Below are 23938 nucleotides of genomic sequence, written 5' to 3'. Positions count from 1 at the left end.
TTTACCGGGCCAGTTCTGTCACGCGGGACTCGCGGACGACGGTGACGCGGATCTGGCCCGGGTAGGTCAGCTCCTCCTCGATCTGCTTGGCCACGTCGCGGGCCAGGACAGCGGCGCCGATGTCATCGATGTCGTCCGGCCGGACCATCACCCGGATCTCGCGGCCCGCCTGCATCGCGAAGACCTTCTCCACGCCGATCTTGCCGCCGGCGATCTCCTCGATCCGTTCCAGGCGCTTGACGTACGCCTCCAAGCTCTCCCGCCGGGCACCCGGACGGCCGCCGGAGCAGGCGTCCGCGGCCTGGGTCAAAACGGCCTCGATGGTCTGCGGCGGCACCTCGTTGTGATGCGCTTCGATGGCGTGCACGACGTCCTCGTGCTCGCCGTACTTACGGGCCAAATCGGCGCCGATCAGGGCGTGGCTGCCCTCCACCTCGTGGGTCAGCGCCTTGCCGATGTCGTGCAGGAACGCGGACCGCTTCATCGTCGGCACGTCCAGACCCAGCTCGGCGGCCATGATGCCGGCGATGTGCGCGGTCTCCACCAGGTGCTTGAGAACGTTCTGCCCGTAGCTGGTGCGGTAGCGCAGGCGGCCCAGCAGTTTCGTCAGCTCCGGGTGGATGTTGGTGAGGCCGACGTCGACCAGGGCCTCCTCGGCGGCGCGATCACAGAGGCGCTCCACCTCGTTCTTGGCGCTGTCGAAGACCTCTTCGATCCGGTGCGGGTGGATCCGGCCGTCGAGCACCAGTTTCTCCAGGGTGAGGCGGCCCACTTCCCTGCGTACCGGGTCGAAGCAGGAGAGCAGCACCGCCTCCGGGGTGTCGTCGATGATCAGGTTGACGCCGGTGGTCGACTCGAAGGCCCTGATGTTGCGGCCCTCCCGCCCGATGATCCGGCCCTTCATCTCGTCGCTCGGCAGATGCAGCACGCTGACCACGCTCTCCGCGGTCTGCTCGCTGGCGATCCGCTGAATCGCGTCGACCACGATGTGCCGGGCCCGGGTGTCCGCGGTGGTCTTCGCCTCGGTCTCGATGTCGCGGATCAGGATGGCGGCCTCGCGCTTCGCCTGCCCCTCGATCGCGTCGATCAGCTCGGTGCGGGCGGTCTCCACGGACAGGCCGGCGATCCGCTCCAACTCCCGCCGCCGGGTCTCCTCCGACCTGGTCAGCTCGGCCTCCCGCTTCGACACGGCCGACTCGCGGGTGGTGAGATCGCCCTCCAGGCTGGCCAGGCGGCGCTCCCGCTCGACAAGGCGCTCCACCTCCTCGGCGTGCAGCCGCTCCCGCTCGTCGATCCGGGCGGCCCGGCGCTCCACCTCCGCCGACTGCTCCTTCACCGTGGCATTCAGGAGAGCGATTTCTCGCTCCCCCGAACGACGAGCGGCGGCACGCAGCTGCTCCGCGTCCGCCTCCGCCTGCCGGTGAGCGTGCTCCAGGACGGTGTCGGCCTCGCTGTGCGCGGTCTCCAGAACCCGGCGGGCCTCAGCGCGGGCGGCATTCGCCTCGGCCTTGGCGGCGGCGGTCTCCGCCCGTACCGAAGCAGCCTTTGCCTTTGCGTCCTCGACCTTGGCCTGCGCGTCCCCGACCGCCTGCTCCTGCCGGTCCTGGGCATCCTGCCGGACGGCGTACAGGTTGCGCAGCGCCCGCATCCCGAAAACGATCCCGGCTATCACCGACACGGCGAGCACGATGGTCGCAACCACGAGCACCCAGACCAGGGGGGTCATCTCGCCGCGTCTCCCTTCGCCGCCGGCGCGGTTTGCGCGCGCGGCCTCTCTGCGGGATGCCCGACCAAGGCAGATGACCGCGTGCGGCACCGGGCCCGGCCCACACGCTCCGGAAATGGTCCCCGAGCTTCCAGTCTCCGCCAGGTGGTGCCGGCGCTCTCCGACTTCGGGCTGGCCCTTGGGGGTCGCCTTGGGCTTTGGGCCTTGGCTTTTGGGCCTGGGCTTTGGACCTTGGCTTTTGGGCCTGGGCCTTGGGCCTTGGGCCTTGGGCCTTGGGCCTTGGGCCTTGGGCCTTGGCTTTTGGGCCCTGGCTTTTGGGCCTTGGGCCTTGGGCCTTGGCCTTCGGGTGGCCCTTGGCTTTGGGTTGCCCTTGGCCGGGCTTTCGGAGTGAGACGGCCTCCGGGTCCGGGCAGGCTTGGACGACCGGTTGCTGTGGTTGTCGGCGGCCCGGTTTGCGGGTGCCTCTGCGCCTCAGCCGCCGGAAGCCCGGGGATGCTCGGATCGGAGTGTGTGGAGTTGTGGGTCGACCGCCGGTATGTCGTGCCACCTGTCGCGCGGTCAGCGACGGGTGGAGATATTCGCAAGGGCGGTGGACTGCCCAAGTGATGCCGTAATGTAATGCGATCTATGTTGTGCCTGTTGCATACGATGGTCGAACAAACCTTGTGTAACGCGAGGCTAGGTCGCAAGCACCGGTTCGGTCAAGGACTCATGATTCGGCAGCGGATAGGACGTACGGCACAGACACGCTTACGCCCAGCTCACCATACCGTCCGGATATTTCCGACGTACCGTGCGATGACGCCTCACGCCGACCGCCCGGCGGCAACTGAGAGTCTTGACTGCCGTAACGGCGGGTTCGACATTCAGCTTCGCTGCGGAAGTCTCGGGAACACGGTGCGTGACCGCATGCCGAATCAGCCGCCGCGACGGCGGGGACGCGACAGTAGGCAGCCCGGAAGGGATGCAAGGGGAGAGATCCTCACATCAGGACTATATCGGCGAGAGGGGCCGGGATCGTCACCAATGCCCCGTGTCGCGTCGTAGTTGATCTGGTTGCGGCGCGCGGGGGTCGTAGGTGGCTCCCCGCGCGGACTTCGCTCGAACCCCGCGGACTTCGCTCGCACCCCTGCGCGCGGAGTCTTGGCCCGCGCCTCGGCGGGCGGGACCTTTCACTCGCACTCCTGCGCGCAGGGTCTCAGCCCACACCCCTGCGCGCGGGTCTTTAGCTCACGTCCTGTCGCACGGGTGTGTTCGGTTCGCGGCCTCCCGTACGGGTCTTTAGCTCACGGCCACCCGCACGGTGCGTTCGGCTCGCGGCCTCCCGCACGGGTCTTTAGCTCGCGGCCACCCGCACGGTGCGTTCGGCTCGCGGCCTTGTCCGCGACGGGCGAAGCTTGTGTCCTTCCGCGCGGTGGGTTCAGGCTGGAGGTTCGCCGGCCTGGTCAGCCAGAGCGTCGGCGTCGATGGCGTCGGCGAACTCGGCTGCTTCGGCGTCGCGGTCGGCCAGGGCGTCCTTGACGGCGCGGATCGCCACGCCCGCGGAGTAGCCCTTGCGGGCGAGCATCGCCACCAGCCTGCGGAAAACCGCTTCCGGCTCACCGCGGGCGGTCCGCAGCTTGCGGTCCACCAACACCCGCGCTGTCGCGGCCTCGGACTCGTCGTCCAGCGACTCCAGAGCCTCACCCGCCGTCTCCGCGTCCACGCCGCGCTGGCGCAGCTCGTTGGCGAGCGCTCGGCGGGCCAGCCCGCGCCCGGAGTGCCGACTGGTGACCCAGGCCCGCGCGAAGGCCGCGTCGTCGATGATGCCGACCTCGTCGTAGCGATCGAGAACCTCGGCGACCACCTCCTCGGAGATCTCCTTACGGGCGAGCGCCTTCGCCAGCTCGGCACGGGTCCGAGGGCGCACGGCGAGCTGCCTGAGGCAGATCTCGCGCGCCAGCTCGGACTCACTCTGCGGTGGTTTCGACGGCTTGCGCTCGGAGCGGGCACCGCGCCCGAACGCGCCATCCGGCTCGAACGCACCACCTGGTCCGGTGGCGCCATCCGGCTCGAACGCACCACCTGGTCCGGTGGCGCCATCCGGTTCGAACGCACCACCTGGTTCGGTGGCGCCATCCGGTTCGGAGGTGCCGTTCGGGGAGCGCCACGGATTGGACGCCCTCTGGCGACCCCGGTTGCCGCGCCGGGGGATCCCGGCGCTGCCGTCAGCGGATTCATCGGCCTCGGTCCGGGGCGGGATGGCATCCCACCCGCGCCCGGACCTCGCACCGCGTCTTCCAGCCATAGCGGCTTACCGGATCAGAAGTCGACCGGCGGCAGCTCGGGGCCGCCCGCGGCGTCACCTGTGGTCTGCCCGACGCCGAGCTTCTCCAGGATCTTCTTCTCGATCTCGGCAGCGACGTCGGGGTTTTCCTTGAGGAACTCCCGCGCCTTCTCCTTGCCCTGGCCGAGTTGGTCGCCGTCATACGTGTACCAGGCGCCGGACTTGCGGATGATGTTCTGCTCGACACCGACGTCGATGAGCGAGCCCTCCCGCGAGATGCCCTTGCCATACATGATGTCGAACTCGGCCTGCTTGAACGGCGCGGCCACCTTGTTCTTGACGACCTTGACCCGGGTCCGGTTGCCGATGACGTCGGTGCCGTCCTTCAGGCTCTCGATGCGGCGCACGTCGAGACGGACCGACGAGTAGAACTTCAGCGCGCGGCCACCGGTTGTCGTCTCGGGCGAGCCGAACATGACGCCGATCTTCTCGCGCAGCTGGTTGATGAAGATCGCGGTCGTGCCCGAGTTGCTCAGGATGCCGGTGATCTTCCGCAGCGCCTGACTCATCAGGCGCGCCTGGAGGCCGACGTGACTGTCGCCCATCTCACCCTCGATCTCGGCACGCGGCACGAGCGCCGCGACCGAGTCGATCACGATGATGTCGAGTGCGCCGGAGCGGATCAGCATGTCCGCGATTTCGAGCGCCTGCTCGCCGGTGTCCGGCTGCGAGATGAGCAGGGCGTCGGTGTCGACGCCGAGCGCACGCGCGTAATCCGGGTCGAGGGCGTGCTCCGCGTCGATGAACGCCGCGATGCCGCCGGCCTTCTGCGCGTTGGCCACAGCGTGCAGCGCGACCGTCGTCTTACCGCTCGACTCCGGCCCGTAGATCTCGATGACCCGGCCACGCGGCAGGCCGCCGACGCCGAGTGCCACATCGAGGGCGATGGAGCTGGTCGGGATCACAGCGGTCTGCACAACCGGCCGCTCACCGAGCCGCATCACGGAGCCCTTGCCGAACTGCTTGTCGATCTGTGCCAGCGCCAGTTCGAGCGCCTTTTCCCGGTCCGGTCCTGCCGCCATTGCCGCCACCCCTGTATTCGACTTCGCGTTCTTCGTCGAAGAGCTCTTGTTCATCACGGCCGACACGTTATGCGGTGGGTACGACAAAAATCTTCCACCCCACCGCCGATCTGTGGACGGCCAAGCCGCTGTGGACAATAGCCGAACACCTGTACGAGGATCGAGCGACACGCCAGAACAAACGTGCTAATGCAGGTCAGCGTAGGCGCGAAGGCACCCGATCGGGGTACGCCGCCACCACCGCACGCCAGATAGTGGCGGTCTCGACACCCTGAGCAATTGCTTGGTCGATGGTTCGCCCGCCGAGATCCGCGAAAGCGTGGTCCGCCGCGAAGCTCCGGGCATAGGCCGATCCGAACGCCTGCTCGAGACGTCTCCAGAAGTCTGTCAACCGCACCGATCGAGCCTACCCACGCCCGCGGCGAGGACCTCAGACCAGCGCCGAAGCAGCCGCCTCCGCGAAGACGCCCGCCGAGTAGGTACAAGAAGATGTACATCTTCAATCGGACTCGACTATGCCAGGGAGGTCGCTGCGACCTTCAGATCGTCCACCAGTCCGCCGTACGCGATATCGCGATTGTCGGCGCGGAGCACTGCAGAGGGGTGGATGGTGGCCATCGCCTGGATCTCGGCGATGGGGAAGTCGTCGGGGTGCTCGGCGGACCCAGGCCATGGCATGAGCTGACCGCGCGATCGGGTGACCCGGAAGGACGCCCCGAACAGCGCCTTTGCCGCTGTGGCTCCGAGCGCGACGACCACGGCGGGCTTGAGCAGCGAGAACTCCGCGACGAGCCACGGCCTGCACGCGGTGATGTGCGCCGGCCCCGGCGTCTCGTGGATGCGGCGGCTTCCCCGCACAGTGTGTCTGAAGTGCTTGACCGCATTCGTGATGTAGAGGTCGGCCGGGTCGATGCCGGCGTCGTCGACGGCCTCGCGCAGCAGGCGGCCGGCCGGCCCGACGAAGGGCAGGCCGCGCTGGTCCTCGACGTCGCCCGGCTGCTCCCCGACGAACACCATCCTCGCGTGCGGCGTTCCCCGGCCGAAGACCGTCTGGGTCGCGTCCTGGTAGAGCTCGCAGCCCTGGCAATCGGCGGCAGCCGACTTGAGCTCGTCGATGCTGCCGGGTCTCTGCGGAACCCAGCGCTGCGCGCCCACCGGCGCCTCTGTCGATGGCATTACCCCGTTCTACCCGGATCGGCGGGCCACATGCTGACCGGCCTCCCCCTCACGGTGGAACGCGATCCGGCAGGGGATGGAGCGCGAATCAGCGCATCGGCACGACGAGAACGGCATGCGGGTCAGCACGGCGGCGCGATGGCGTCGGCGCGCGGGACAGCACGGCGGCACGGTGGGCCAGGCGCGGGACAGGACGGCGGCACGGTGGGCTGGGCGCGGGACAGGACGGCGGCACGGTGGCTGGGCGGGGGTCAGGACGGCGGCACGGTCGGCTGGGCGGGGGTCAGCGCATCGGCGCGGTGGGGACGAAGGCGGAGGTGACGCTCGCGATCGCTCGGGCCAGTTGGGGGACGTCCTCGTCCTCCAGTGAGCTGACGGTGATGCGGATGCCGGGGGCGGAGCGAAGGCGGAACAGGGCGCCGGGTGCCACCGCGAAGCCGGCGTCACGCAGACCGGCGACAGCGCGGGTCTCGTCGGGCACCGGGATCCAGACGTTGATGCCGGTCTCGCCGTGGGCGACGGCTCCGGCGGCCCGGACGGCTTCGATGAGGCCGCGGCGGCGTCTCGCGTATTCCGTGGCTGCGGCGGCGACCCTCGCGGTGACGCCGGAGTCCTGCCAGAGATGCAGCAGCATCCGTTGCTGGGTGGTGGAGACCCACCCCATGCCGATCCGCATCCGGCCGACCACCCGGGCAACCGTCGTCTCGTCGCCGGCGAGCACCGCGATCCGCAGGTCGGGCCCGAACGGTTTGGAGGCCGAGCGGATGAAGGCCCAGGAGCGGGTGACCGGCCCGACGCAGTGTGGTGCCCGCTCGGCCAGCTCGGCGGCGTGGTCGTCCTCGATGACGACGACCTCCGGATGGGCGGCGAGGAGGTCACGGAGTCGCGCGGCGCGCGCCTCGCTCACCGCGGCACCGGTCGGGTTCTGGGCGCGGACTGTGATGGCGACAGCCCGTACGCCTGAATGGAGGGCTTCGGCGAGTGACTCCGTCTCAGGCCCCTGGTCGTCGACGGCGACCGGCACCGGCCGCAGGCCGAGGGCCGCGATCAGATCGATGAGGCCCGCCCAGCCGGGGTCCTCGACAGCGACCGAATCTCCCAGCCGGAGATGGGCGGTCAGCACCCGCTCGATCGAGTCGAGGGCGCCGGCGGTCACCGCGATCGCGGCATCGGCGACCGGAATGCCGTCCGCGAGCAGGCGCGGGCGAGCCGCGTCGATCAGCTCCGGCATGGTGACCGCACTGGTGTAGCCCTGTGGAGGGCCGGTCTTGTCGGCCACGGTCATCAGCACCGGCCCCAGTGGAGGGAGCAGCCGGACATCCGGCTCGCCGGCGGAGAGATCCCTCAGCCCGGCGGGCACCGGCGAGTGCGGCGCCGATCGTGGCACGGCCACCGCGGGGCGCTCGCGCACCCTGGTCCCCCGGCGCCCCTCGGTCTCGACGACGCCGCGTTGCCGCAGCTCCTGATAGGCCTTGGCGACGGTGGCGGGGCTGACGTGCAGAGCACTGGCGAGAACCCGCACGGACGGGAGAGCCGCCCCGGTGATCCAGTCGCCCCGCACGACGCCCGCCTCGATGCTCGCCGAAATATCGGCGGCCGTCTCGCCATTGACCTGATACTGTGCTGACACAGATTGGATTCTGTACTAGCACAGCTTCAATAGCAAGATGATCGCCCACTCGGAGGCTCCGATGACCGACCTCTACCCCCCGACCGAGCGCACCACCGCCACCCGCACCCGCAGCCGGATGCACTACGAGCGGGAGACGGCGCACACCATTCTCGACGAGGCGTATGACTGTGCCGTCGGTTTCGTCGTCGACGGTGAGCCACGTGTGCTGCCGAACCTGCATGTCAGGATCGACGACACTCTCTACCTGCACGGCTCCACGGGCGGCAGGCTGGGGCTGACCGCTCGCGCCGACGGCGTCTCCGTCTGCGTGACGGTGACGCTGGTGGACGGTCTGGTGTACGGGCGGTCCCAGTTCCACCACAGCGCGAACTACCGCTCCGTGGTGGTCCTCGGCGTGGCCCGCCCCGTGACGGACGAGAACGAGAAGCGGCGGGTCCTCGGCGCCCTGGCGGACAAGGTCGGCAACGGCAGGTCCGCGGACAGCCGGCCGCCGAGCCGCCAGGAGCTGGCTCAGACGAGCGTCCTGGCGCTGCCTCTCGTGGAGGTCTCGGTTCGCGTCCGTGCCGGCGGCGTAATCGACGACCCCGGCGATCTGGATCTGCCGCACTGGGCCGGCGTGCTGCCGCTGCGGCAGGTGGCCGGGTCGCCGCTGACCGAGCCGGGTGTCGGCGCGGCTCCCCCTGCCTACCTGCCGGGACATCCGTCGCAGTGGCAGACACCCGTGGTTCTCGAGGGCCGGCACGTGCGGTTGGAGCCGCTGGCGCCGGCACATGTGGAGGGCCTGTTCGAGGCTCTCGACGACGAGGAGGTGTGGCGGCACCTACCGTCGCACCGGCCCAGCAGTCCGGAGCAACTGGCCGAGGAGGTCGATGCGGCGCTGCGTAACCAGTGGCTGGGCCATCAATCGTGCTGGGCGCAGATCGATCCGGTCAGCGGGGTGGTGATCGGCATGACGACCTACCACGACATCGACAGCTCCCGGCGCTCTCTCGGCATCGGGCACACCATGGTCGGCCGGAAGTGGTGGCGGACGGGCGTCAACACCGAGGCGAAACTGATGCTGCTGGAGCGGGCCTTCGACGTGCTCGGTGCCGAGCGGGTCTTCTGGTACACCGACGTTCGCAACGACCGTTCCCAGCAGGCCATCGCACGCCTGGGCGCCAGCCGGGACGGGATGATCCGGCACCAGCGGCTGCGGCCCGACGGCACGTGGCGCGACACCGTGCTGTTCGCGATGACCGCGGACGAGTGGCCGGCGGCCGCGCGGCGACTCCGGGATCGGCTGGCAGCCGGATGAGGGCGTTCCGGGACGTTGCGGTGAGGACTGAGGGCTGCGGACTGAGGGCTGAGGACTGAGGGCCGCGGGCTGAGGGCTGCGGGCTGAGGGCTGAGGGCTGAGGGCTGCCGGCTGCGGGCTGGGAGCTCAGCCGCGGTCGGTTTGGGCGGCGGCTCTGCCGGAGCGGTTGGCGTAGAAGGTCGTGCGGACCATTTGGATCTTGTTGAGGTCGTCCGACCAGCTGCCGGCTGGTGCGGCCCAGCCGAGGGCGTAGGCCTTGCCGTTCTGGGAGAACCAGCGGATGCTCGCGCGCCGCTGGTGTCCGTCCTGGCCGCGGTAGAGGTAGTCCCAGTCGGCTGCCTTGTGGAGCAGCGGTACCGCGGTGATGCCGATCAGCTGGTAACCGACCGGCGCGCCCTCCTGCTTGAGACGGAGGTCCTCCGCCTGGCACGCCTTGAGCGGGTCAGCGTCCGGGTCGCCTCCCACGTCGAGGCTCATGACCACGGGGCCGCGCGGGTCGCGGAAGCAGTAGGTCTTGCCGATCCGCTGGTAGGTCCAGCCGTCCGGCACCGCGATGTGGAAGCCCGACCCGTCGTTGAAGTAGGACCAGCCGGCGAGCAGTGTCCCCCCGTTGACGCCGCGGGCGGCTCCCTTCCTGGGCGTGACCCGGGCGTTCGCGGGTGGCGGGGAGTCGCAGGCCACCGGGGAGAATCCGCCCGGGTTGGCGACGGGGGTGGTCGGCATGGTCTCCCGGCGGGACGACTCGGCGGGCGAGGGGTCGGATGTGGAGGGCGCCGTCGACGGGCTTCCCCTGGGGACCGGGATCGCGGAGGGCGAGCTGGTGCTCGGCGCCGACCGGGATTGCACCGTTGTCGCGGCTGGTGGGAGCACGACCTGGGGGCGGGGGCCGGTGTTCTGTGCCAGGTAACCGGCCGAGACGCTTCCGGCCAGCAGGACGAGCAGCACAACAGCAACGAGGGTGCGCCGGGCCCGAGTCGAGCTGGGAATGCGGGGCCAGCCGGGCAGGCGGGACCAGCCGGGCAGGCGGGACCAGCCGGGCAGGCGGGTTCGGGGTGAGCCGGAACTAGGGGGCCAGCCGGGTGGGCGGGACGAACCGGGCGGGTGGGATCGGCGTCGCGGGCTGGGTCGGCGGCCTGGCCCGGGTCGGCTGTGCGAGCCCTCCGAGGGGGGCGGGCCGGTTTCGGAGCGGGTGAGGATTTGGCCGGTCAGGGCGGCTTGGGGTGGGGGCACGTACAGGACCAGCGCCTGGCCGCGGGAATGCAACGGCGATGTCACCGCGTGCATGTTGATGATGGGCGGCGCTTGGCTCGGCGCTTCCGGTTCCGGTTCGGGTGACGGGATGACATCGACGTCTGTGGTGGTCCGATCAGTGCCTTCTGCGGGGTCGTTCGCCGCCGGAGCGAAGTCGTGCTTGGCGGTTGGCGGTCTCCGGGACGCCGGCGCCGGCTCGTTCAGGGCCGGAGCCGGGGGACTTTCATGGGAGCGTTGCGGACCTCTTGAGCTTTGGGACGGGACGGCGGCCGCTCCGCGGAATCCCGGCCGAACGGCAGCTTCCCCACGTGCGGCGGGTGGAACGGGCGGCTGGACAGCAGCACCAATCACCGGCGGATCGACAGGACCCCCACCGGCTGGAGCCGGGTGGAGGTCGAACGCCGAAACGACCCTTTCGTCCGCGGAGTCGTCTTTGGCGACGGAGGACGTGGCGACGGAGGACGTGGCGACGGTCGACGTGGCGACGCCGACGGCCCTTCCGCGCGGCACATGGTGGGCGGCGGGAGGGGTGGGGTGCTCCGGGCGTACGAAATCTGCTTCTGGGTGGGGAAGCAGTTGATCGGTATCGGACTCCGGTGGGGCGGTTCGATGGTCGAAGGTCGCGCCGTCCGCCGGCTTTCGTGGTTCCTCCGGGCGTGGCCGCACAGTGCGCTGACCAGGGACGGAAGGGTGGTCGGCGGCGACGATGACGCGCAGCCGGTGCTCGACCTCGGTTGCGGTCAGGCGCGCGGCGGGGTCGAAGCGCAGGAGACCGTTGAGGACCGGCGCGAGTGGGCCGGAACGGACAGGAGGGTCGGGCGGTTCCGTGGCAAGCGCGGCCAGGGTCGCCATCGCGCTGTCCCGGGCGTAGGGAGAGCGGCCCTCGACCGCGGCGAAGACGGTCGCACCGAGGGACCAGAGGTCGGACTCGACCGTGGAGGCGCCGTCGCGGGCTCGTTCCGGGGAGACGTACTGCGGTGAGCCGACGATCAGGCCGGGTGCCGTGACGGTGCCGTCGTCGACGAAGGTGGCCAGACCAAAATCGGTCAGAACCACTCGACCGTCGGTGCCGATGAGCACATTGTGTGGCTTCACGTCCCGGTGCAGCACGCCCGCCTGGTGCGCCGCGTGCAGCGCGTCGAGCACCGCGAGACCGATCCGGGCCGCGCCCGCCGGATCATAGGGTCCGTCCTCCTGGAGGACCTGGTGCAGGGAGCGCGAGGAGATGTATTCCATGACGATCCACGACTGGCCGTCGTGCTGCACGACGTCATAGATCCGCACTACATGCGGATGGTTGAGGCGGGCGGCGCTGCGGGCTTCGCGCAGCGTACGGTCGCGGAGCCGGTCCTTCTCCGCCTCGGTCATCCAGTCGGGAGGGACGATCTCCTTGATCGCGACGTCCCGGTCGAGCATCTCGTCGCGGGCCAGCCAGACCCGTCCCATGCCACCGGCGCCGACCGGATCCAGAAGACGGTATCGACCGGCAACGAGCATCAGCCTGACCGCCATCGGCACCTACCCATCTCGTCGGGTATCAGGATAATCAGCCACAGACCGCCCAAGGAATGACGATCACCCGGTCGCCGCGTGGGGCTCGCTCAGACCCGAAAGAGCTTCGATCTTGCGTACGCCGAAAGCTCTTCGATTTTCGGATCCTGCACGGGCTTCCGGTCCGGCACGGGCTTTTTCGGACTGGCACGGGCGAATGTCGGGCATGGGGTCTCAGCCGGCGGGTTTTGTCGTACCCCCGGAGGAGGATGGATCGCATGCGAGAGGTGCTCGAGAAGTTCGGACCGGCCACCAGGGAGTGGTTCACGGCCGCCTTCGCCGCGCCCACCGCTGCCCAGGCCGGCGCGTGGCGGGCCATCGGTGCAGGGCGGAACGCGCTGGTGGTGGCCCCGACAGGCTCCGGCAAGACGCTGGCGGCGTTCCTCTGGTCGCTCGACAAGCTCTCCCGTGAGCCGGTTCCCGAGCAGGCGCGTCAGCGGTGCCGCGTGCTCTATGTGAGCCCGCTGAAGGCGCTGGCGGTGGACGTCGAGCGCAACCTGCGGGCGCCGCTGACCGGCATCCGGCAGGCGTCCGGCCGGCTCGGGCTGCCGCCGCCGGAGATCACCGTCGGGATGCGGACCGGAGACACCCCGGCGGACGAGCGGCGCAACTTCGCACGCACCCCACCCGACATTCTCATCACCACCCCGGAGTCACTGTTCCTGCTGCTCACCTCCGCGGCGAGGGATTCGCTGCGCGGTGTCCAGACGGTGATCATCGACGAGGTGCACGCGGTCGCGGCCACCAAGCGCGGCGCTCACCTGGCGCTCTCCCTGGAGCGGCTGGACGGGCTGCTGGAGCGTCCGGCCCAGCGGGTCGGTCTCTCCGCGACGGTCCGGCCGATCGACGAGACGGCGCGCTTCCTCGGTGGCGCTCAGGCGGTCGAAATCGTGCAGCCGCGCAGCGCCAAGACGATCGAGGTCTCGGTCGAGGTCCCGGTGGAGGACATGACACGCCTCGACGAGGCGCCCGGCCAGGACGGCGACGACCTCGACGGCGGCCGGCGCACGCCCTCGATCTGGCCGGCGGTCGAGGAGCGGGTTCTCGACCTCATCCAGGCACACCGGTCGACGATCGTGTTCACCAACTCGCGGCGCGGGTCCGAGCGGCTCTGTGCCCGGCTCAACGAGCTGGCCGCCGAGCGGGCCGAGCAGGCAGAGCACGCCGCGGAGCCGGCGGATTCGGGCGGTGATCGCGACGAGGGGGACGCCGCACGAGCGGGTGACAACGCCGTTCGGGGCGGGATGCCGAGTCCGGTCGGCCCGGTGATGGCGCGAATGCCCGCGGCGATCATGGCGCAGTCCGCCGCCACTCGCGGTGCGCCTCCGCTCGTCGCCCGCGCTCACCACGGCAGCGTCTCCCGCGAGGAGCGCAAGCAGATCGAGGAGGCGCTCAAGTCCGGGCTGCTCCCGGCGGTGGTCGCGACCTCCAGCCTGGAGCTCGGCATCGACATGGGCGCTGTCGACCTGGTGGTGCAGATCGAGGCGCCACCGTCGGTCGCCGCCGGGCTGCAGCGCATCGGCCGGGCCGGGCACCAGGTGGGTGCGGTGTCGCGGGGTGTCGTGTTCCCGAAACACCGCGGAGACCTGCTGTCGTGCGCCGTCGTCGCGGAGCGGATGGGCGAGGGCGCGATCGAGGAGCTGCACTACCCGCGCAACCCGCTCGACGTGCTGGCGCAGCAGATCGTCGCGATGGTCGCCCTCGACGCCTGGCAGGTCGACGAGCTAGCGGCGCTGGTCCGTCGCGCCGCGCCCTTCGCGGAGCTGCCCGACTCCGCGCTGCACGCGGTGCTCGACATGCTGTCCGGGCGATATCCGTCGACCGCCTTCGCCGAGCTGCGGCCCCGGCTGGTCTGGGATCGCGGCACCGATCAGCTGACCGGCCGGCCCGGTGCGCAGCGCTTGGCGGTCACCAGCGGCGGCACCATTCCGGACCGGGGAACATTCGGGGTCTTTCTCGCCGGTTCGGAGCGCGCTTCGCGGGTGGGCGAGCTCGACGAGGAGATGGTGTACGAGTCACGCGTCGGTGACGTCTTCCTGCTGGGTTCTACGTCCTGGCGGATCGAGGACATCACGCCGGACCGGGTTCTGGTCTCCCCCGCGCCCGGTGCTCCGGCTCGGATGCCGTTCTGGAAGGGCGACTCCCCCGGCCGCCCGATCGAGCTGGGACGAGCCATCGGTGCCCGGCTCCGGGCGCTGACCAAGGCCGGTGATGAGAAGGCCACTGCCTCTCTGCGCGAATCCGGCCTGGACGAGTGGGCGGCCGACAACCTGGTCTCCTACCTGCGTGACCAGCGTGAGGTGACCCGTCACCTGCCGGACGACCGAACCGTCGTGGTGGAACGCTTCCGCGACGAGCTGGGCGACTGGCGGATGACCGTGCACTGTGTGCTCGGCGCCAAGGTCAACGCGCCCTGGGCGCTGGCGATCGGGCGCCGGCTCTCCGAGCGGTACGGGGTGGACGGTCAGGTGATGCCCTCCGACGACGGCATCGTGATCCGGCTGCCGGACACCGCTGAGGAGCCACCGGGCGCGGAGCTCGTCACCTTCGACCCGGAGGAGATCTCCCAGCTGGTCGAGGAGTCGGTCGGCACGTCGGCGCTGTTCGCATCCCGGTTCCGGGAGTGTGCGGCACGGTCGCTCCTGCTGCCGCGCCGTGATCCGCGGCGCCGGCAACCGCTCTGGCAGCAGCGGCAGCGGTCCGCGCAACTGCTGGATGTGGCACGGGAGTTCGCCGACTTCCCGGTGACCCTCGAGGCGGCCCGGGAGTGCCTGCGGGACGTCTTCGACGTGCCCGGACTGGTCGGTCTGATGCGGGAGGTCGCGGGCCGCAAGATCCGGCTGGTCGAGACGGAGACCGCGCGGCCGTCGCCGTTCGCCCGGTCGCTGCTGTTCGGTTATGTCGGAGCCTTTCTGTACGAGGGGGATGCCCCGCTCGCCGAACGGCGGGCCGCGGCACTGGCCCTCGACTCGACCCTGCTCGGGGAGCTGCTCGGGCGGGTCGACCTGCGGGAACTCCTCGATCCTCAGGTCGTCACGGAGACCGAGGCGCAGCTGCAGTGGCGTACCGAGCAGCGCAAACCACGCGACGCCGAGGACACCGCGGAGCTGCTCCGGCTGCTCGGTGACCTCTCCACGGCCGAGCTGGCGGAACGCGGGGCACCCGAGGAGTGGGTGCTGACCCTCGCGGCGGCACGGCGAGCGGTGCGGATCCGGGTGGCCGGCGAGGAACGCTGGATCGGTGTCGAGGACTCGGGGCGTTATCGGGACGCGCTCGGGGTGGCGTTGCCGGTCGGTATTCCCGAGGCGTACATGGAGCCGGTCTCGGATCCGCTCGGTGACCTGGTGGCGCGGTATGGGCGTACCCATGGGCCGTTCGCCGCGGCGACCTGTGCGGCCCGGTTCGGGCTGGGCGTGTTCGTCGTCGAGCAGGCGCTGAAACGGCTCAGCGCAACCGGCCGGGTCAGCTCCGGTGAGTTCTCGCCCGGCGGCGCGGGCACCGAGTGGTGCGATGCCGAGGTGCTGCGCATGCTGCGGCGCCGCTCGCTGGCAGCTCTGCGCCGGGAGATCGAGCCGGTGCCGCCGGCGGTGTTGGCGGCGTTCCTGCCCCGGTGGCAGCAGGTCGGTGGCAACGCCCGCGGGGTGGACGCCGTGGCCGCGGCGATCGAGCAGGTCCAAGGGGTGGCGGTGCCGGCGTCGGCGTGGGAGCGGCTGGTTCTGCCGGCGCGGGTCGCCGACTTCACCCCTCCCCTGCTCGACGAGCTGTGCGGGAGCGGCGAGGTGCTGTGGGCGGGATCCGGCTCCATCGCCGGAGGTGACGGCTGGGTGACGCTGGCCTATGCGGACAGTGCCCCGCTGTTGCTGCCTCCGCCGGATGACGAGTTCGCGTCGACACCGCTGCATCAGACGGTTCTGGATGCGCTCGGCGACGGGCAGGCGCTGTTCTTCCGGTCGCTCTCCGACCGGGTCGGCTCGACAGATGACACCGACCTGGCGGCGGCGGTGTGGGACCTGGTCTGGGCCGGGCACCTGACCAACGACACGTTCGCACCGCTGCGGGCGTTACTCGGCGGCAGCGGTGCCCACAAGGCGAAGGCTGCGCCGGCACGCTCCCGCTACCGGCGTCCGGGCCGGCCGCAGATGCCGTCGCGGACCGGGCCGCTGAACATGGCGGGCCGCTGGTCCCGGCTCCCGGAACGAGACCTTGATCCGACCCGTCGCGCTGCCGCGGTCGCCGACGTGCTGCTGGAGCGCCACGGCGTGGTGACCAGAGGTGCGGCCATCGCGGAGGGGGTGGTCGGCGGGTTCGCTGCGGTCTACCCGGTTCTGGCGGCACTCGAGGAGCGCGGCGGGGCCCGGCGAGGTTACTTCGTCGAAGGGCTGGGAGCGGCTCAGTTCGCCGTGCCCGGAGCGGTGGACCGGCTGCGGGCGCTCGCCGAACCCGCGGAACTGACCAAACGTGCCGGAACGGCTGTGGTGCTGGCCGCCACCGACCCGGCCAACCCCTATGGTGCGGCGCTGCCGTGGCCGGAACGGATCGTGGAAAGCGGTGACGGGGAGCCGGTCGCTAAGGCCGGTCACCGGGCGGGACGCAAGGCGGGTGCGCTGGTCGTACTGGTCGGTGGTGAGGTGGTCCTTTATGTGGAGCGGGGCGGGCGGACGCTGTTGTCGTTCACGGACGACACGGAGCAGCTGACGATGGCGGCCCAGGGGCTGGCGGGGGCAGTGCGGTCCGGGGCGCTCGGGTCGATGTCGGTGGAGCGGGCGGATGGTGAGTCGGTGCATTCGTCGGCGTTGCGGGAGGCGTTGACGGCGGCTGGGTTTCGCGCCACGCCGCGAGGGTTGAGGCTGCGCGCGTAGGGGTCGGGTAAGCGCGGGCGGCGGGTGCGGGCGGCCGGCGGCTGGGAGGACCAGGCCAGTGGGGCGAGCGGCGGCGCGAGCGGGAGAGGCGGCTGGCGGCGCGGGGCGCGGCCGGCGGGGCGCGGCCGGCGGCGCGCGGCCGGCGGCGCCGTCAGGTCACGGCCGGCGGCTGTCAGCTGGCGGCTGGCGGGGCGCGGGCTGGCGGCCGGCGGGCGCGGGCTGGCGGCTGGCGGGGCTGGCGTGGGTAGGTGCACACGTTGGGGTTGCGTGCGCTGGTGAGGCCCAGGACGTGGGTAAATGCGCACAGAACCTCAACGTGTGCATCTACCCACGCTCGAGCGCCGTCGTCACATCAGTTCGAACCCGTGATCTTGAGGCTGGCGTGCGGTGATGTCGGGGCGGCAGTGGCGGGGCGGTGCCGGGGCGGCGGTGCCGGGCGAGGGCGTCGGGGCGGCGGTGCCGGGGCGGATTTAGACGTGGGGGGCTACTTCGGAGGCTACGAGGTTGATGTGGTCCAGGTCGGCGAGGTCCAGGACCTGGAGGAAGAGGCGGGAGGCGCCTGCTTCGGCGTAGCGGTTGATGATTTCGACGGCTTCGGCGGGGGTGCCTACGATGCCGCCGTTGGTGCGCATCTCCTCGGGCTCCCGGCCGATGGAGGCGGCGCGGCGGCGGATTTCGGCGTCGGTGCGGCCTACGCAGAGGACGGCTGCGGCGGAGAAGGTGGGGGGCTCGGTGCGGCCGATGGCGGTGCTGGCGGCGCGGACGCGGTCGTACTGGGCGGGGATGTCCTCGAGTTTGGAGAAGGGGACGTTGAATTCGGTGGCGTAGCGGGCTGCCAGGGCGGGGGTGCGCTTCTTGCCGTGGCCGCCGATGATGACCGGTGGCGGGGACTGTGCCGGCTTCGGCAGGGCCGGGGAGTCGCTGAGCTGGTAGAACTTGCCGTCGTGGTCGAAAGTGGAGCCCGCCGGTGTGGCCCACAGGCCGGTGATGATCGCGAGCTGTTCCTCGAGGCGGTCGAAGCGTTCGCCGAGGGGCGGGAAGGGGATGCCGTAAGCGGTGTGCTCGGCCTCGAACCAGCCGCCGCCGAGGCCGAACTCGACTCGGCCGCCACTGATCGCGTCGACCTGGGCCACCGCGATGGCCAGCGGGCCGGGCAGGCGGAAGGTGGCCGAGCTGACAAGCGTGCCGAGACGGATGCGGGACGTCTGCACGGCCAGCGCGGCAAGGGTGATCCACGCGTCGGAGGGGCCGGGCAGTCCGGAACCGTCGCCCATCTTGACGTAGTGGTCGGAACGGAAGAAACCGTCGAAGCCACCATCCTCGGCGGCCTTGGCCACCCGTAGAAGGTCGTCGTGGCTGGCACCCTGCTGAGGTTCGGTGAAGATCACGAGACGCATGGCTCAACACTGCCACGGCGTCACGGTGCCGCCCTCCACAAGCGAAAGATCACGATCAGCACAGGGTGTCTGCGCGGCGCGCCCGCCCGGCATCCGATGACGACAGGCAGTAACGTTGGCCACCATGCCGGGTTATGGATGGATCAGCTTCACCACCGATTACGGCACGTTCGACGGTTTCGTCGCGGCCTGCCACGGATCGATCGCGCGGGTCGCCCCCGACGTGCGCGTGATCGACGTCACTCATCATGTGCCGCCCGCCGATGTGGCCCGGGGCGCTGCCGTGCTGGCGCAGACCGCGCCCTTCCTGCCGGCCTCGGTGCACCTCGCGGTGGTCGACCCGGGTGTGGGCACGGCCCGGCGCGGTGTGGTGCTGAGCACACCCAACGGCATCCTGGTCGGCCCGGACAACGGCCTGCTGATCTGGGCGGCGGAGGCGCTGGGTGGCATCGAGTCCGCTCACGATCTGAGCAACAAGGACTGGATGCTGGGCGACGTCTCGCGGACCTTCCACGGCCGCGACGTCTTCGCTCCGGCCGCGGCCAGGCTGGCGGCGGGCGCCGCTGCGGCGGAGGCAGGTCCCGCGGTGGACAAAACCTCTCTGGTACGCCTACCCGCCCCGATCGTGACCCTCGGGGACGGCTGGATCGAAGCCGAAGTCCTCACCGTGGACCGGTTCGGCAACGTGCAGCTGGCCGCCGAAGGTTCGATGCTGACCGGCCTCGGACCGGAACTCCTGGTCAACGGCGGCGTCCGCGCCCGGCGTGGCGCCACGTTCGCCGACGTGGGCGCGGGTGAGCTGCTGGTCTTCGCCGACTCCGCCGACCGGATCGCGATCGCCGTCAACAACGGCCGCGCCGTCGTCGTCCTCTCGGTCCGCCCCGGCGACGTCGTCCGCATCACCGCCCGCTGACCCGCGAGCCCGACCAGAGCCACACGGCCCAGGGCGGCCCAGGGCGGCCCAGGGCGGCCCAGGGCGGCCCACGCGCCCACGCGCCCACGCGCCCACGCGCCCACGCGCCCACGCGCCCACGCGCCCACGCGCCCACGCGCCCACGAACGATACGAGAGCTGGGCGCGTGATCCCGTCAGATGCGGTGGTGGATCCAGACGTTGGGTTCCACGTACACCGCGTACCCCTGGTCCACCTCACATCGCACCGGCGACAGCGCCCCGGGAACCTCCACCGGACCTGACACGTCGAACGGCAACCCCGTCCAGCCCCGCCACTGCTCGAGAGTCCCCGGCACGGTCATGCTGTAGTGCGCGACGTTCACGATCCGTCCGCCGGCCCGCACGTGGACCCGCAACCATGGATCCTCGGGTAGGCCGTCGTCTCGGGTCGCGTAGGCGTACACGTCGATGGGCTTGGTGATCTGAGAGTGCTTGCCACTCGGTCTGACCGGCGCGACCAGGTCCGTGAAGCCCAGCGTGGCCGCGTTTTCCCGCATCGCGGCCAGCATGCGGCCGGAGAGTCCGGTGCCGCGCAGATCGGGACGGATCATGATTTCGAGGGCGGAGACCATGGTCGGGGCGGTGCCGGTGAGACGGTCGTGCGCGGCCGTCCGGATGGCCCAGTCCCAGCCGCCCTCGGGCAGGCCTTCCGCGATGTCGCCGGCGAAGGCCAGCGGCACTGAATGCGCCTTGGCCACCGCCCGGCCGGTCGCCCGATCCACTGCCAGCAGGGTGAAATCGGGCCAGAAGGTGTCGTGATAGCGGTAGTAGAAGGCGCCGATCGGGTCCTTCGACATGAACTCCGGCCAGAAACCGTCGAGTTCGTCGAGGATGCCTGAGCGATCGCCGATCGGGGCTATCTCCAAGTCCATGCGACGCAGGATGTCAGCCGGGGGCGCGGGCGGTCACGCGCTTTTTCCCGGACCTGATCGCTGAAGGAGCGCTGGGCGGAAGCTGAGCTGGGCATGGATGATCGATTCGGCGGCGGCAGACGGGGCACTATGTGTCCATGCCGGAAGGGGACACGGTCTGGAACACCGCGCGGGTGGTGGAGCGCGCGCTCACGGGTGAGGTGCTGACCGCCTCGGACTTTCGTGTGCCGCGGCTGGCCACGACCGATCTGAGCGGCTGGACGGTGGCCGAGTCCGCGAGCCGCGGCAAGCACCTGTTGCTGCGGCTGACCAAGGAGGGGCGGCCGCCGTACACGCTGCATTCGCACCTGCGGATGGAGGGTGCGTGGCGAGCCTATGCGCCGCGCGAACGCTGGACCGGCCGCCCGGCCCACCTGATCCGGGTCGTGTTGCGGACGGCGCGGTCGGTGGCGATCGGCTACCACCTGCATGAGCTCATGCTGGTTCCGACCGCTGAAGAGGAGAGCCTGGTCGGGCACCTCGGCCCGGATCTGCTGGGTGAGGACTGGGACGCGGCGGAGGCGGCGCGCAGGATCGCCGCGCAACCGGCGGCGAGTATCGCTGAGGCGCTGCTCGACCAGCGGAACCTGGCCGGGGTCGGCAACCTCTACAAGGCGGAGACGCTGTTCCTGCGCGGGATCTGGCCGTGGACGCCGGTCGCGGACGTGCCGGACCTGACCGCGACGGTGGAGCTGGCGCAGAAGCTTGTCGCCTCGAACAAGGGGCGGTGGAGCCAGACGACGACCGGTTCGCTGCGCCGGGGCGAGACCAGTTACGTGTACGGCCGGCGGGCCCAGCCGTGCCGCAGGTGCGCCAGTGCCATCCAGAAGGCGGAGCAGGGCGAGCGGATCACCTACTGGTGCCCACGATGCCAGCCCGACCCCGCGGGATAGCCCGGCCTCAGCTGGCGGATCTGAACCTGGTGGTGCTGTCCCGCAGCTCCGCCAGCCCCTCGGCGATGCCGCGGAGCCGGTCGCTGGCCTCGATCAGGCTGAAATAGGCCGGGTGCCGGGAGTCGGCCACCGGGTGCCCGTCCTCGGCCACATAGGCGGCCGAGGCCGCGACGAGGCTCTCGAACGCCGTGACGCCGTCGCTGAACTGCTCGGTGAGCGTCGCGTGCGACCGGACCAGCGTGTCGCGCTGGCCGGGCTTGCCGAGGGGGATGGCGCGCTCCACGCTCGCCGCACGCTGGCCGAGGTCGCGCAGCCAGGTCTCCGCGGTCGCCGCTTCCAGCACCGCGGTCTCGCCCTCGCCGCTGAGCCGCCCGGCGAGACCGGACATGGTCAGCGAGGCGCGGTCCAGGCGGTCCCAGGACTCGGCGATCGAGGAGCCGCGCAGGGCATAGCGGGTCTTCTGCCGGCGCACCTCGGAGAGGACGGTGCGGCCGAGCGCCTTGGTGAGCCCGGGTTCGGGCAGCGACGGCGGCGGGGCGGGCGTCGCGGCCAGCTCCCGGTGATCGCCCCACCTCCACCAGGCGAGCACGGCGGAGGCGCCGGCACCGGCAGCCCACGCCGCGTCGGCCAGGCCGATGCCCGCGTAGGGGGTGAGGACGGCAGCGGCGGCGGTCAGGCCACCACCGAGCACGCTCCACCGGCGTGCGGAGCCCCGCAGCCGCTTGAGCTGCCGGAAATACCTGGTCCGCTCGTCCACCGTCGCTCCCCTCCCGTCGTGTCGCGGGTCAGCCGGCGGCGCTGGTGTCGCCGCGCTTCTGGTTCATGCTGGCCCTGATCTCGTCGAGCCGCGCCACGCTGGCCGGGTCGGCGGCCGGGGTGGTGTTCTGCTCGACGGCCGGCTGCGCGGCGGCGCCGCCCAGTTTCTCGCCCGCCATGCTGGCCCGGATCTGCTCCAGCCGCGACGAGCCGGCCAGGTCGAGGCTGGATTTCTGCACCTCGAGCATCCGGCCCTCGACCGAGTTGGACGCGAGCTCGGCGCGGCCCATGGCGTTGGCATAGCGCTGCTCGATCTTGTCGCGCACCTGGTCCAGCGACGGGGTGTTACCCGGCGCGGCAAGCTGCGACATCGACTCCAGCGATTTCGCCACGGTCTCCTGCATCTTCGCCTGCTCGAGCTGGCTGAGCAGGCGCGACCGCTCGGCGATGCGCTGCTGGAGCACCATCGCGTTGTTCTCCACCGCCTTGCGGGCCTGCCCGGCGGCACCGAGCGCCTGGTCGTGGAGGGTCTTCAGATCCTCCATCGACTGCTCGCCGGAGACTAGCTGGGTCGCCAGGGTCTGCGCTGTCGACTCGTATTTCTGTGCCTCGGCCTCGTCACCGGCGGCGCGGGCCCGGTCGGCCAGGACGAGCGCCTGCCGGGCCATCCCCTGCAGTTTCTCGACCTCGGACATCTGCCGGGAGAGCTTCATCTCCAGCTGTCGCTGGTTGCCGATCACGGCGGCGGCCTGCTGAACGAGCGCCTGATGCTGCCGCTGGGCGTCCTCGATGGCCTGCTGGATCTGCACCTTCGGGTCGGCGTATTCATCGATCTTCGCGCCGAAGAGCGCCATCATGTAGTGCCAGCCCTTGACGAACGGATTCGCCATCTCGCGGTATCCCCTCAAGTCGCTCCGTCGGAGGCGTCACCGTTTGGCCCTGCTCGACTCGACTTCATCGTGCTCGGCGGTGACGCGAAACCCATCGTGTCAGCCCGACGCCAGCGGCGTCACCTGTCCTACGGGGGATCTCAGGGTCTCCCCTGGCATCGAGGTTACGCTCCCCTGAGCCACGCGGCGATATACGCGCAGGGCCGCCCCTTGGGGGCGGCCCTGCGGTCGTGTCAGCATGATCAGGCGGCGTAGACGATGTCCCGCTGCTGTTTGCGGGTCGTGCGCAGAGTGGCCTTCAGCGGCGAGTCCTGGCGGACCGAGACGGAGACGTTCCCATCGGTCGCCTTGGCGGAATTGTCGTCCACCGGGACCAGAACGCCATCCATGTTCTCCGCCAGCGACAGCGTGCTGCTGACCTCACTGAGAAGCTCGGAGAGACGGGCGCCGAGGGCGTCACAGATCGCCGCGAGCAGCTCGCTGGACGCCTCTTTCTGCCCTCGCTCGATCTCGGACAGATACCCCAGGCTCACGTTCGCGGCCGTCGACACCTCGCGTAGCGTGCGGTGCTGACCCTGCCGGCGCGCACGAAGTGCGTCGCCGATAACGCGGCGTAGCAGGACCATGGCACCTCCTCCTGCGGGCGGGGCCACCGGCATCCGCCGGAGGCTTCCCGCAACCGTACCTGGCGCGGGCGACGGCGACATCCCGCCCCGCCGAATCAATGGGGCAGGCGGCCCGCGCGCGTATCGGGCAACGAGCCCGGCTCGGCGCGTATTCCCAGCTCAGACCGGAGCGGGAGTGGCACTCAGCGATTCGGTCAGCAGTTGCAGGACGGCGGTCACACTTTCGGTACGAACGGCCGCCCGGTTTCCGGCGAGTTTCAGCTCGCGCACCTCGGTGCCGGCCGGGCCGGCGACCGCGACGTATACCAGACCGACCGGCTTGCCGTCCTGCGGTTCGGGGCCCGCGACGCCGGTGGTGGCCACGCCCCAGTCCGCGCCGCAGCGTTCGCGGACACCAGCGGCCAGGGCGGCGGCCACGTCCGGGTCGACCGGGCCTCGTTCGTCGAGCAGATGCTTCGGTACGCCGGCGAGCGTGCCCTTCAACTCGGTGGCGTAGACCACCATCCCGCCCCGGTAGACCGCACTCACACCGGGGATCTCGACGATCGTCGCCGCGACCAGGCCACCGGTGAGCGACTCAGCGGTGGCGAGGGTCTCCCGGCGCTCGACCAGTACATGTACGGCTGCCGCCGCGGCCACTGCCATGTCCACGGGACTCCCCCTAGTTGTT

Annotated in this window: 17 protein-coding genes; 4 read left to right on the top strand and 13 right to left on the bottom strand. The window is 70.7% G+C overall.

All coding sequences use genetic code 11. The annotated features are described in order from the left end of the window. Position 1 precedes the first annotated feature (1 nt). The 6 genes from rny to ACFQV6_RS00505 form a co-directional block, all read right to left on the bottom strand. Positions 2-1648 (bottom strand): ribonuclease Y, encoded by a 1647-nt coding sequence (rny, locus tag ACFQV6_RS00530; protein WP_378025752.1) that lies wholly within the window; start codon positions 1646-1648, stop codon positions 2-4. A 1498-nt stretch (positions 1649-3146) separates the two neighbouring features. Further along, positions 3147-3668, bottom strand: a complete 522-nt coding sequence (locus tag ACFQV6_RS00525) for a regulatory protein RecX (protein WP_378025751.1) — start codon at positions 3666-3668, stop codon at positions 3147-3149. Between the two features lie 359 nt (positions 3669-4027). Continuing rightward, positions 4028-5074 carry a recombinase RecA gene (recA, locus tag ACFQV6_RS00520; RefSeq protein ID WP_378025259.1) on the bottom strand — a complete coding sequence of 349 codons (1047 nt, stop codon included), beginning with the start codon at positions 5072-5074 and terminating at the stop codon, positions 4028-4030. A gap of 196 nt (positions 5075-5270) precedes the next feature. After that, the gene (locus ACFQV6_RS00515) at positions 5271-5471 is read right to left on the bottom strand and encodes a DUF3046 domain-containing protein (RefSeq protein WP_378025258.1); all 201 of its coding nucleotides are present in this window, start codon (positions 5469-5471) and stop codon (positions 5271-5273) included. A gap of 116 nt (positions 5472-5587) precedes the next feature. Continuing rightward, positions 5588-6250 (bottom strand): UdgX family uracil-DNA binding protein, encoded by a 663-nt coding sequence (locus tag ACFQV6_RS00510; RefSeq protein WP_378025257.1) that lies wholly within the window; start codon positions 6248-6250, stop codon positions 5588-5590. 283 nt (positions 6251-6533) lie between these two features. Continuing rightward, positions 6534-7880 (bottom strand): aminotransferase class I/II-fold pyridoxal phosphate-dependent enzyme, encoded by a 1347-nt coding sequence (locus ACFQV6_RS00505; RefSeq protein ID WP_378025256.1) that lies wholly within the window; start codon positions 7878-7880, stop codon positions 6534-6536. 61 nt (positions 7881-7941) lie between these two features. On the opposite strand from ACFQV6_RS00505, the gene ACFQV6_RS00500 reads away from it, so the two are divergent. Continuing rightward, positions 7942-9180, top strand: a complete 1239-nt coding sequence (locus tag ACFQV6_RS00500) for a bifunctional pyridoxamine 5'-phosphate oxidase family protein/GNAT family N-acetyltransferase (protein ID WP_378025255.1) — start codon at positions 7942-7944, stop codon at positions 9178-9180. Between the two features lie 126 nt (positions 9181-9306). Here ACFQV6_RS00500 and ACFQV6_RS00495 read toward each other — a convergent pair whose 3' ends face one another. Continuing rightward, positions 9307-11943 (bottom strand): protein kinase, encoded by a 2637-nt coding sequence (locus ACFQV6_RS00495; protein WP_378025254.1) that lies wholly within the window; start codon positions 11941-11943, stop codon positions 9307-9309. A gap of 257 nt (positions 11944-12200) precedes the next feature. On the opposite strand from ACFQV6_RS00495, the gene ACFQV6_RS00490 reads away from it, so the two are divergent. Then, positions 12201-16841: an ATP-dependent helicase gene (locus ACFQV6_RS00490; protein ID WP_378025253.1), complete on the top strand. Its 4641-nt coding sequence runs from the start codon at positions 12201-12203 to the stop codon at positions 16839-16841. 470 nt (positions 16842-17311) lie between these two features. Here the strand turns inward: ACFQV6_RS00490 and ACFQV6_RS00485 are convergent, their stop codons facing one another. Beyond that, positions 17312-18238: an LLM class F420-dependent oxidoreductase gene (locus ACFQV6_RS00485; RefSeq protein ID WP_378025252.1), complete on the bottom strand. Its 927-nt coding sequence runs from the start codon at positions 18236-18238 to the stop codon at positions 17312-17314. 124 nt (positions 18239-18362) lie between these two features. Between ACFQV6_RS00485 and ACFQV6_RS00480 the strand changes: the two genes are divergently transcribed. After that, on the top strand, positions 18363-19151 hold the full coding sequence (locus tag ACFQV6_RS00480; RefSeq protein WP_378025251.1) for an S-adenosyl-l-methionine hydroxide adenosyltransferase family protein: 789 nt from the start codon (positions 18363-18365) through the stop codon (positions 19149-19151). Between the two features lie 175 nt (positions 19152-19326). On the opposite strand, the gene ACFQV6_RS00475 is transcribed toward ACFQV6_RS00480, so the two are convergent. Continuing rightward, positions 19327-20064, bottom strand: a complete 738-nt coding sequence (locus ACFQV6_RS00475; protein WP_378025250.1) for an N-acetyltransferase — start codon at positions 20062-20064, stop codon at positions 19327-19329. Between the two features lie 137 nt (positions 20065-20201). Here ACFQV6_RS00475 and ACFQV6_RS00470 point away from each other — a divergent pair, with 137 nt between their 5' ends. After that, positions 20202-20996: a DNA-formamidopyrimidine glycosylase family protein gene (locus tag ACFQV6_RS00470; protein ID WP_378025249.1), complete on the top strand. Its 795-nt coding sequence runs from the start codon at positions 20202-20204 to the stop codon at positions 20994-20996. Between the two features lie 7 nt (positions 20997-21003). Here ACFQV6_RS00470 and ACFQV6_RS00465 read toward each other — a convergent pair whose 3' ends face one another. From ACFQV6_RS00465 to ACFQV6_RS00450, 4 genes are all read right to left on the bottom strand, one after another. Continuing rightward, on the bottom strand, positions 21004-21753 hold the full coding sequence (locus ACFQV6_RS00465) for a hypothetical protein (RefSeq protein WP_378025248.1): 750 nt from the start codon (positions 21751-21753) through the stop codon (positions 21004-21006). 28 nt (positions 21754-21781) lie between these two features. Continuing rightward, positions 21782-22642, bottom strand: a complete 861-nt coding sequence (locus ACFQV6_RS00460) for a PspA/IM30 family protein (protein ID WP_378025247.1) — start codon at positions 22640-22642, stop codon at positions 21782-21784. Positions 22643-22884: 242 nt separating this feature from the next. Continuing rightward, positions 22885-23268 (bottom strand): helix-turn-helix domain-containing protein, encoded by a 384-nt coding sequence (locus tag ACFQV6_RS00455; protein ID WP_378025246.1) that lies wholly within the window; start codon positions 23266-23268, stop codon positions 22885-22887. 159 nt (positions 23269-23427) lie between these two features. Further along, positions 23428-23913: a CinA family protein gene (locus tag ACFQV6_RS00450; RefSeq protein WP_378025750.1), complete on the bottom strand. Its 486-nt coding sequence runs from the start codon at positions 23911-23913 to the stop codon at positions 23428-23430. Between the last annotated feature and the right edge of the window lie 25 nt (positions 23914-23938).

This window comes from Actinoplanes sp. GCM10030250 (assembly GCF_042666575.1).
In the GTDB taxonomy this organism is placed as follows: domain Bacteria; phylum Actinomycetota; class Actinomycetes; order Mycobacteriales; family Micromonosporaceae; genus Actinoplanes.
Note: the sequence above shows the minus strand (reverse complement) of the source record. Positions and strands in the feature narration are given on the sequence as shown.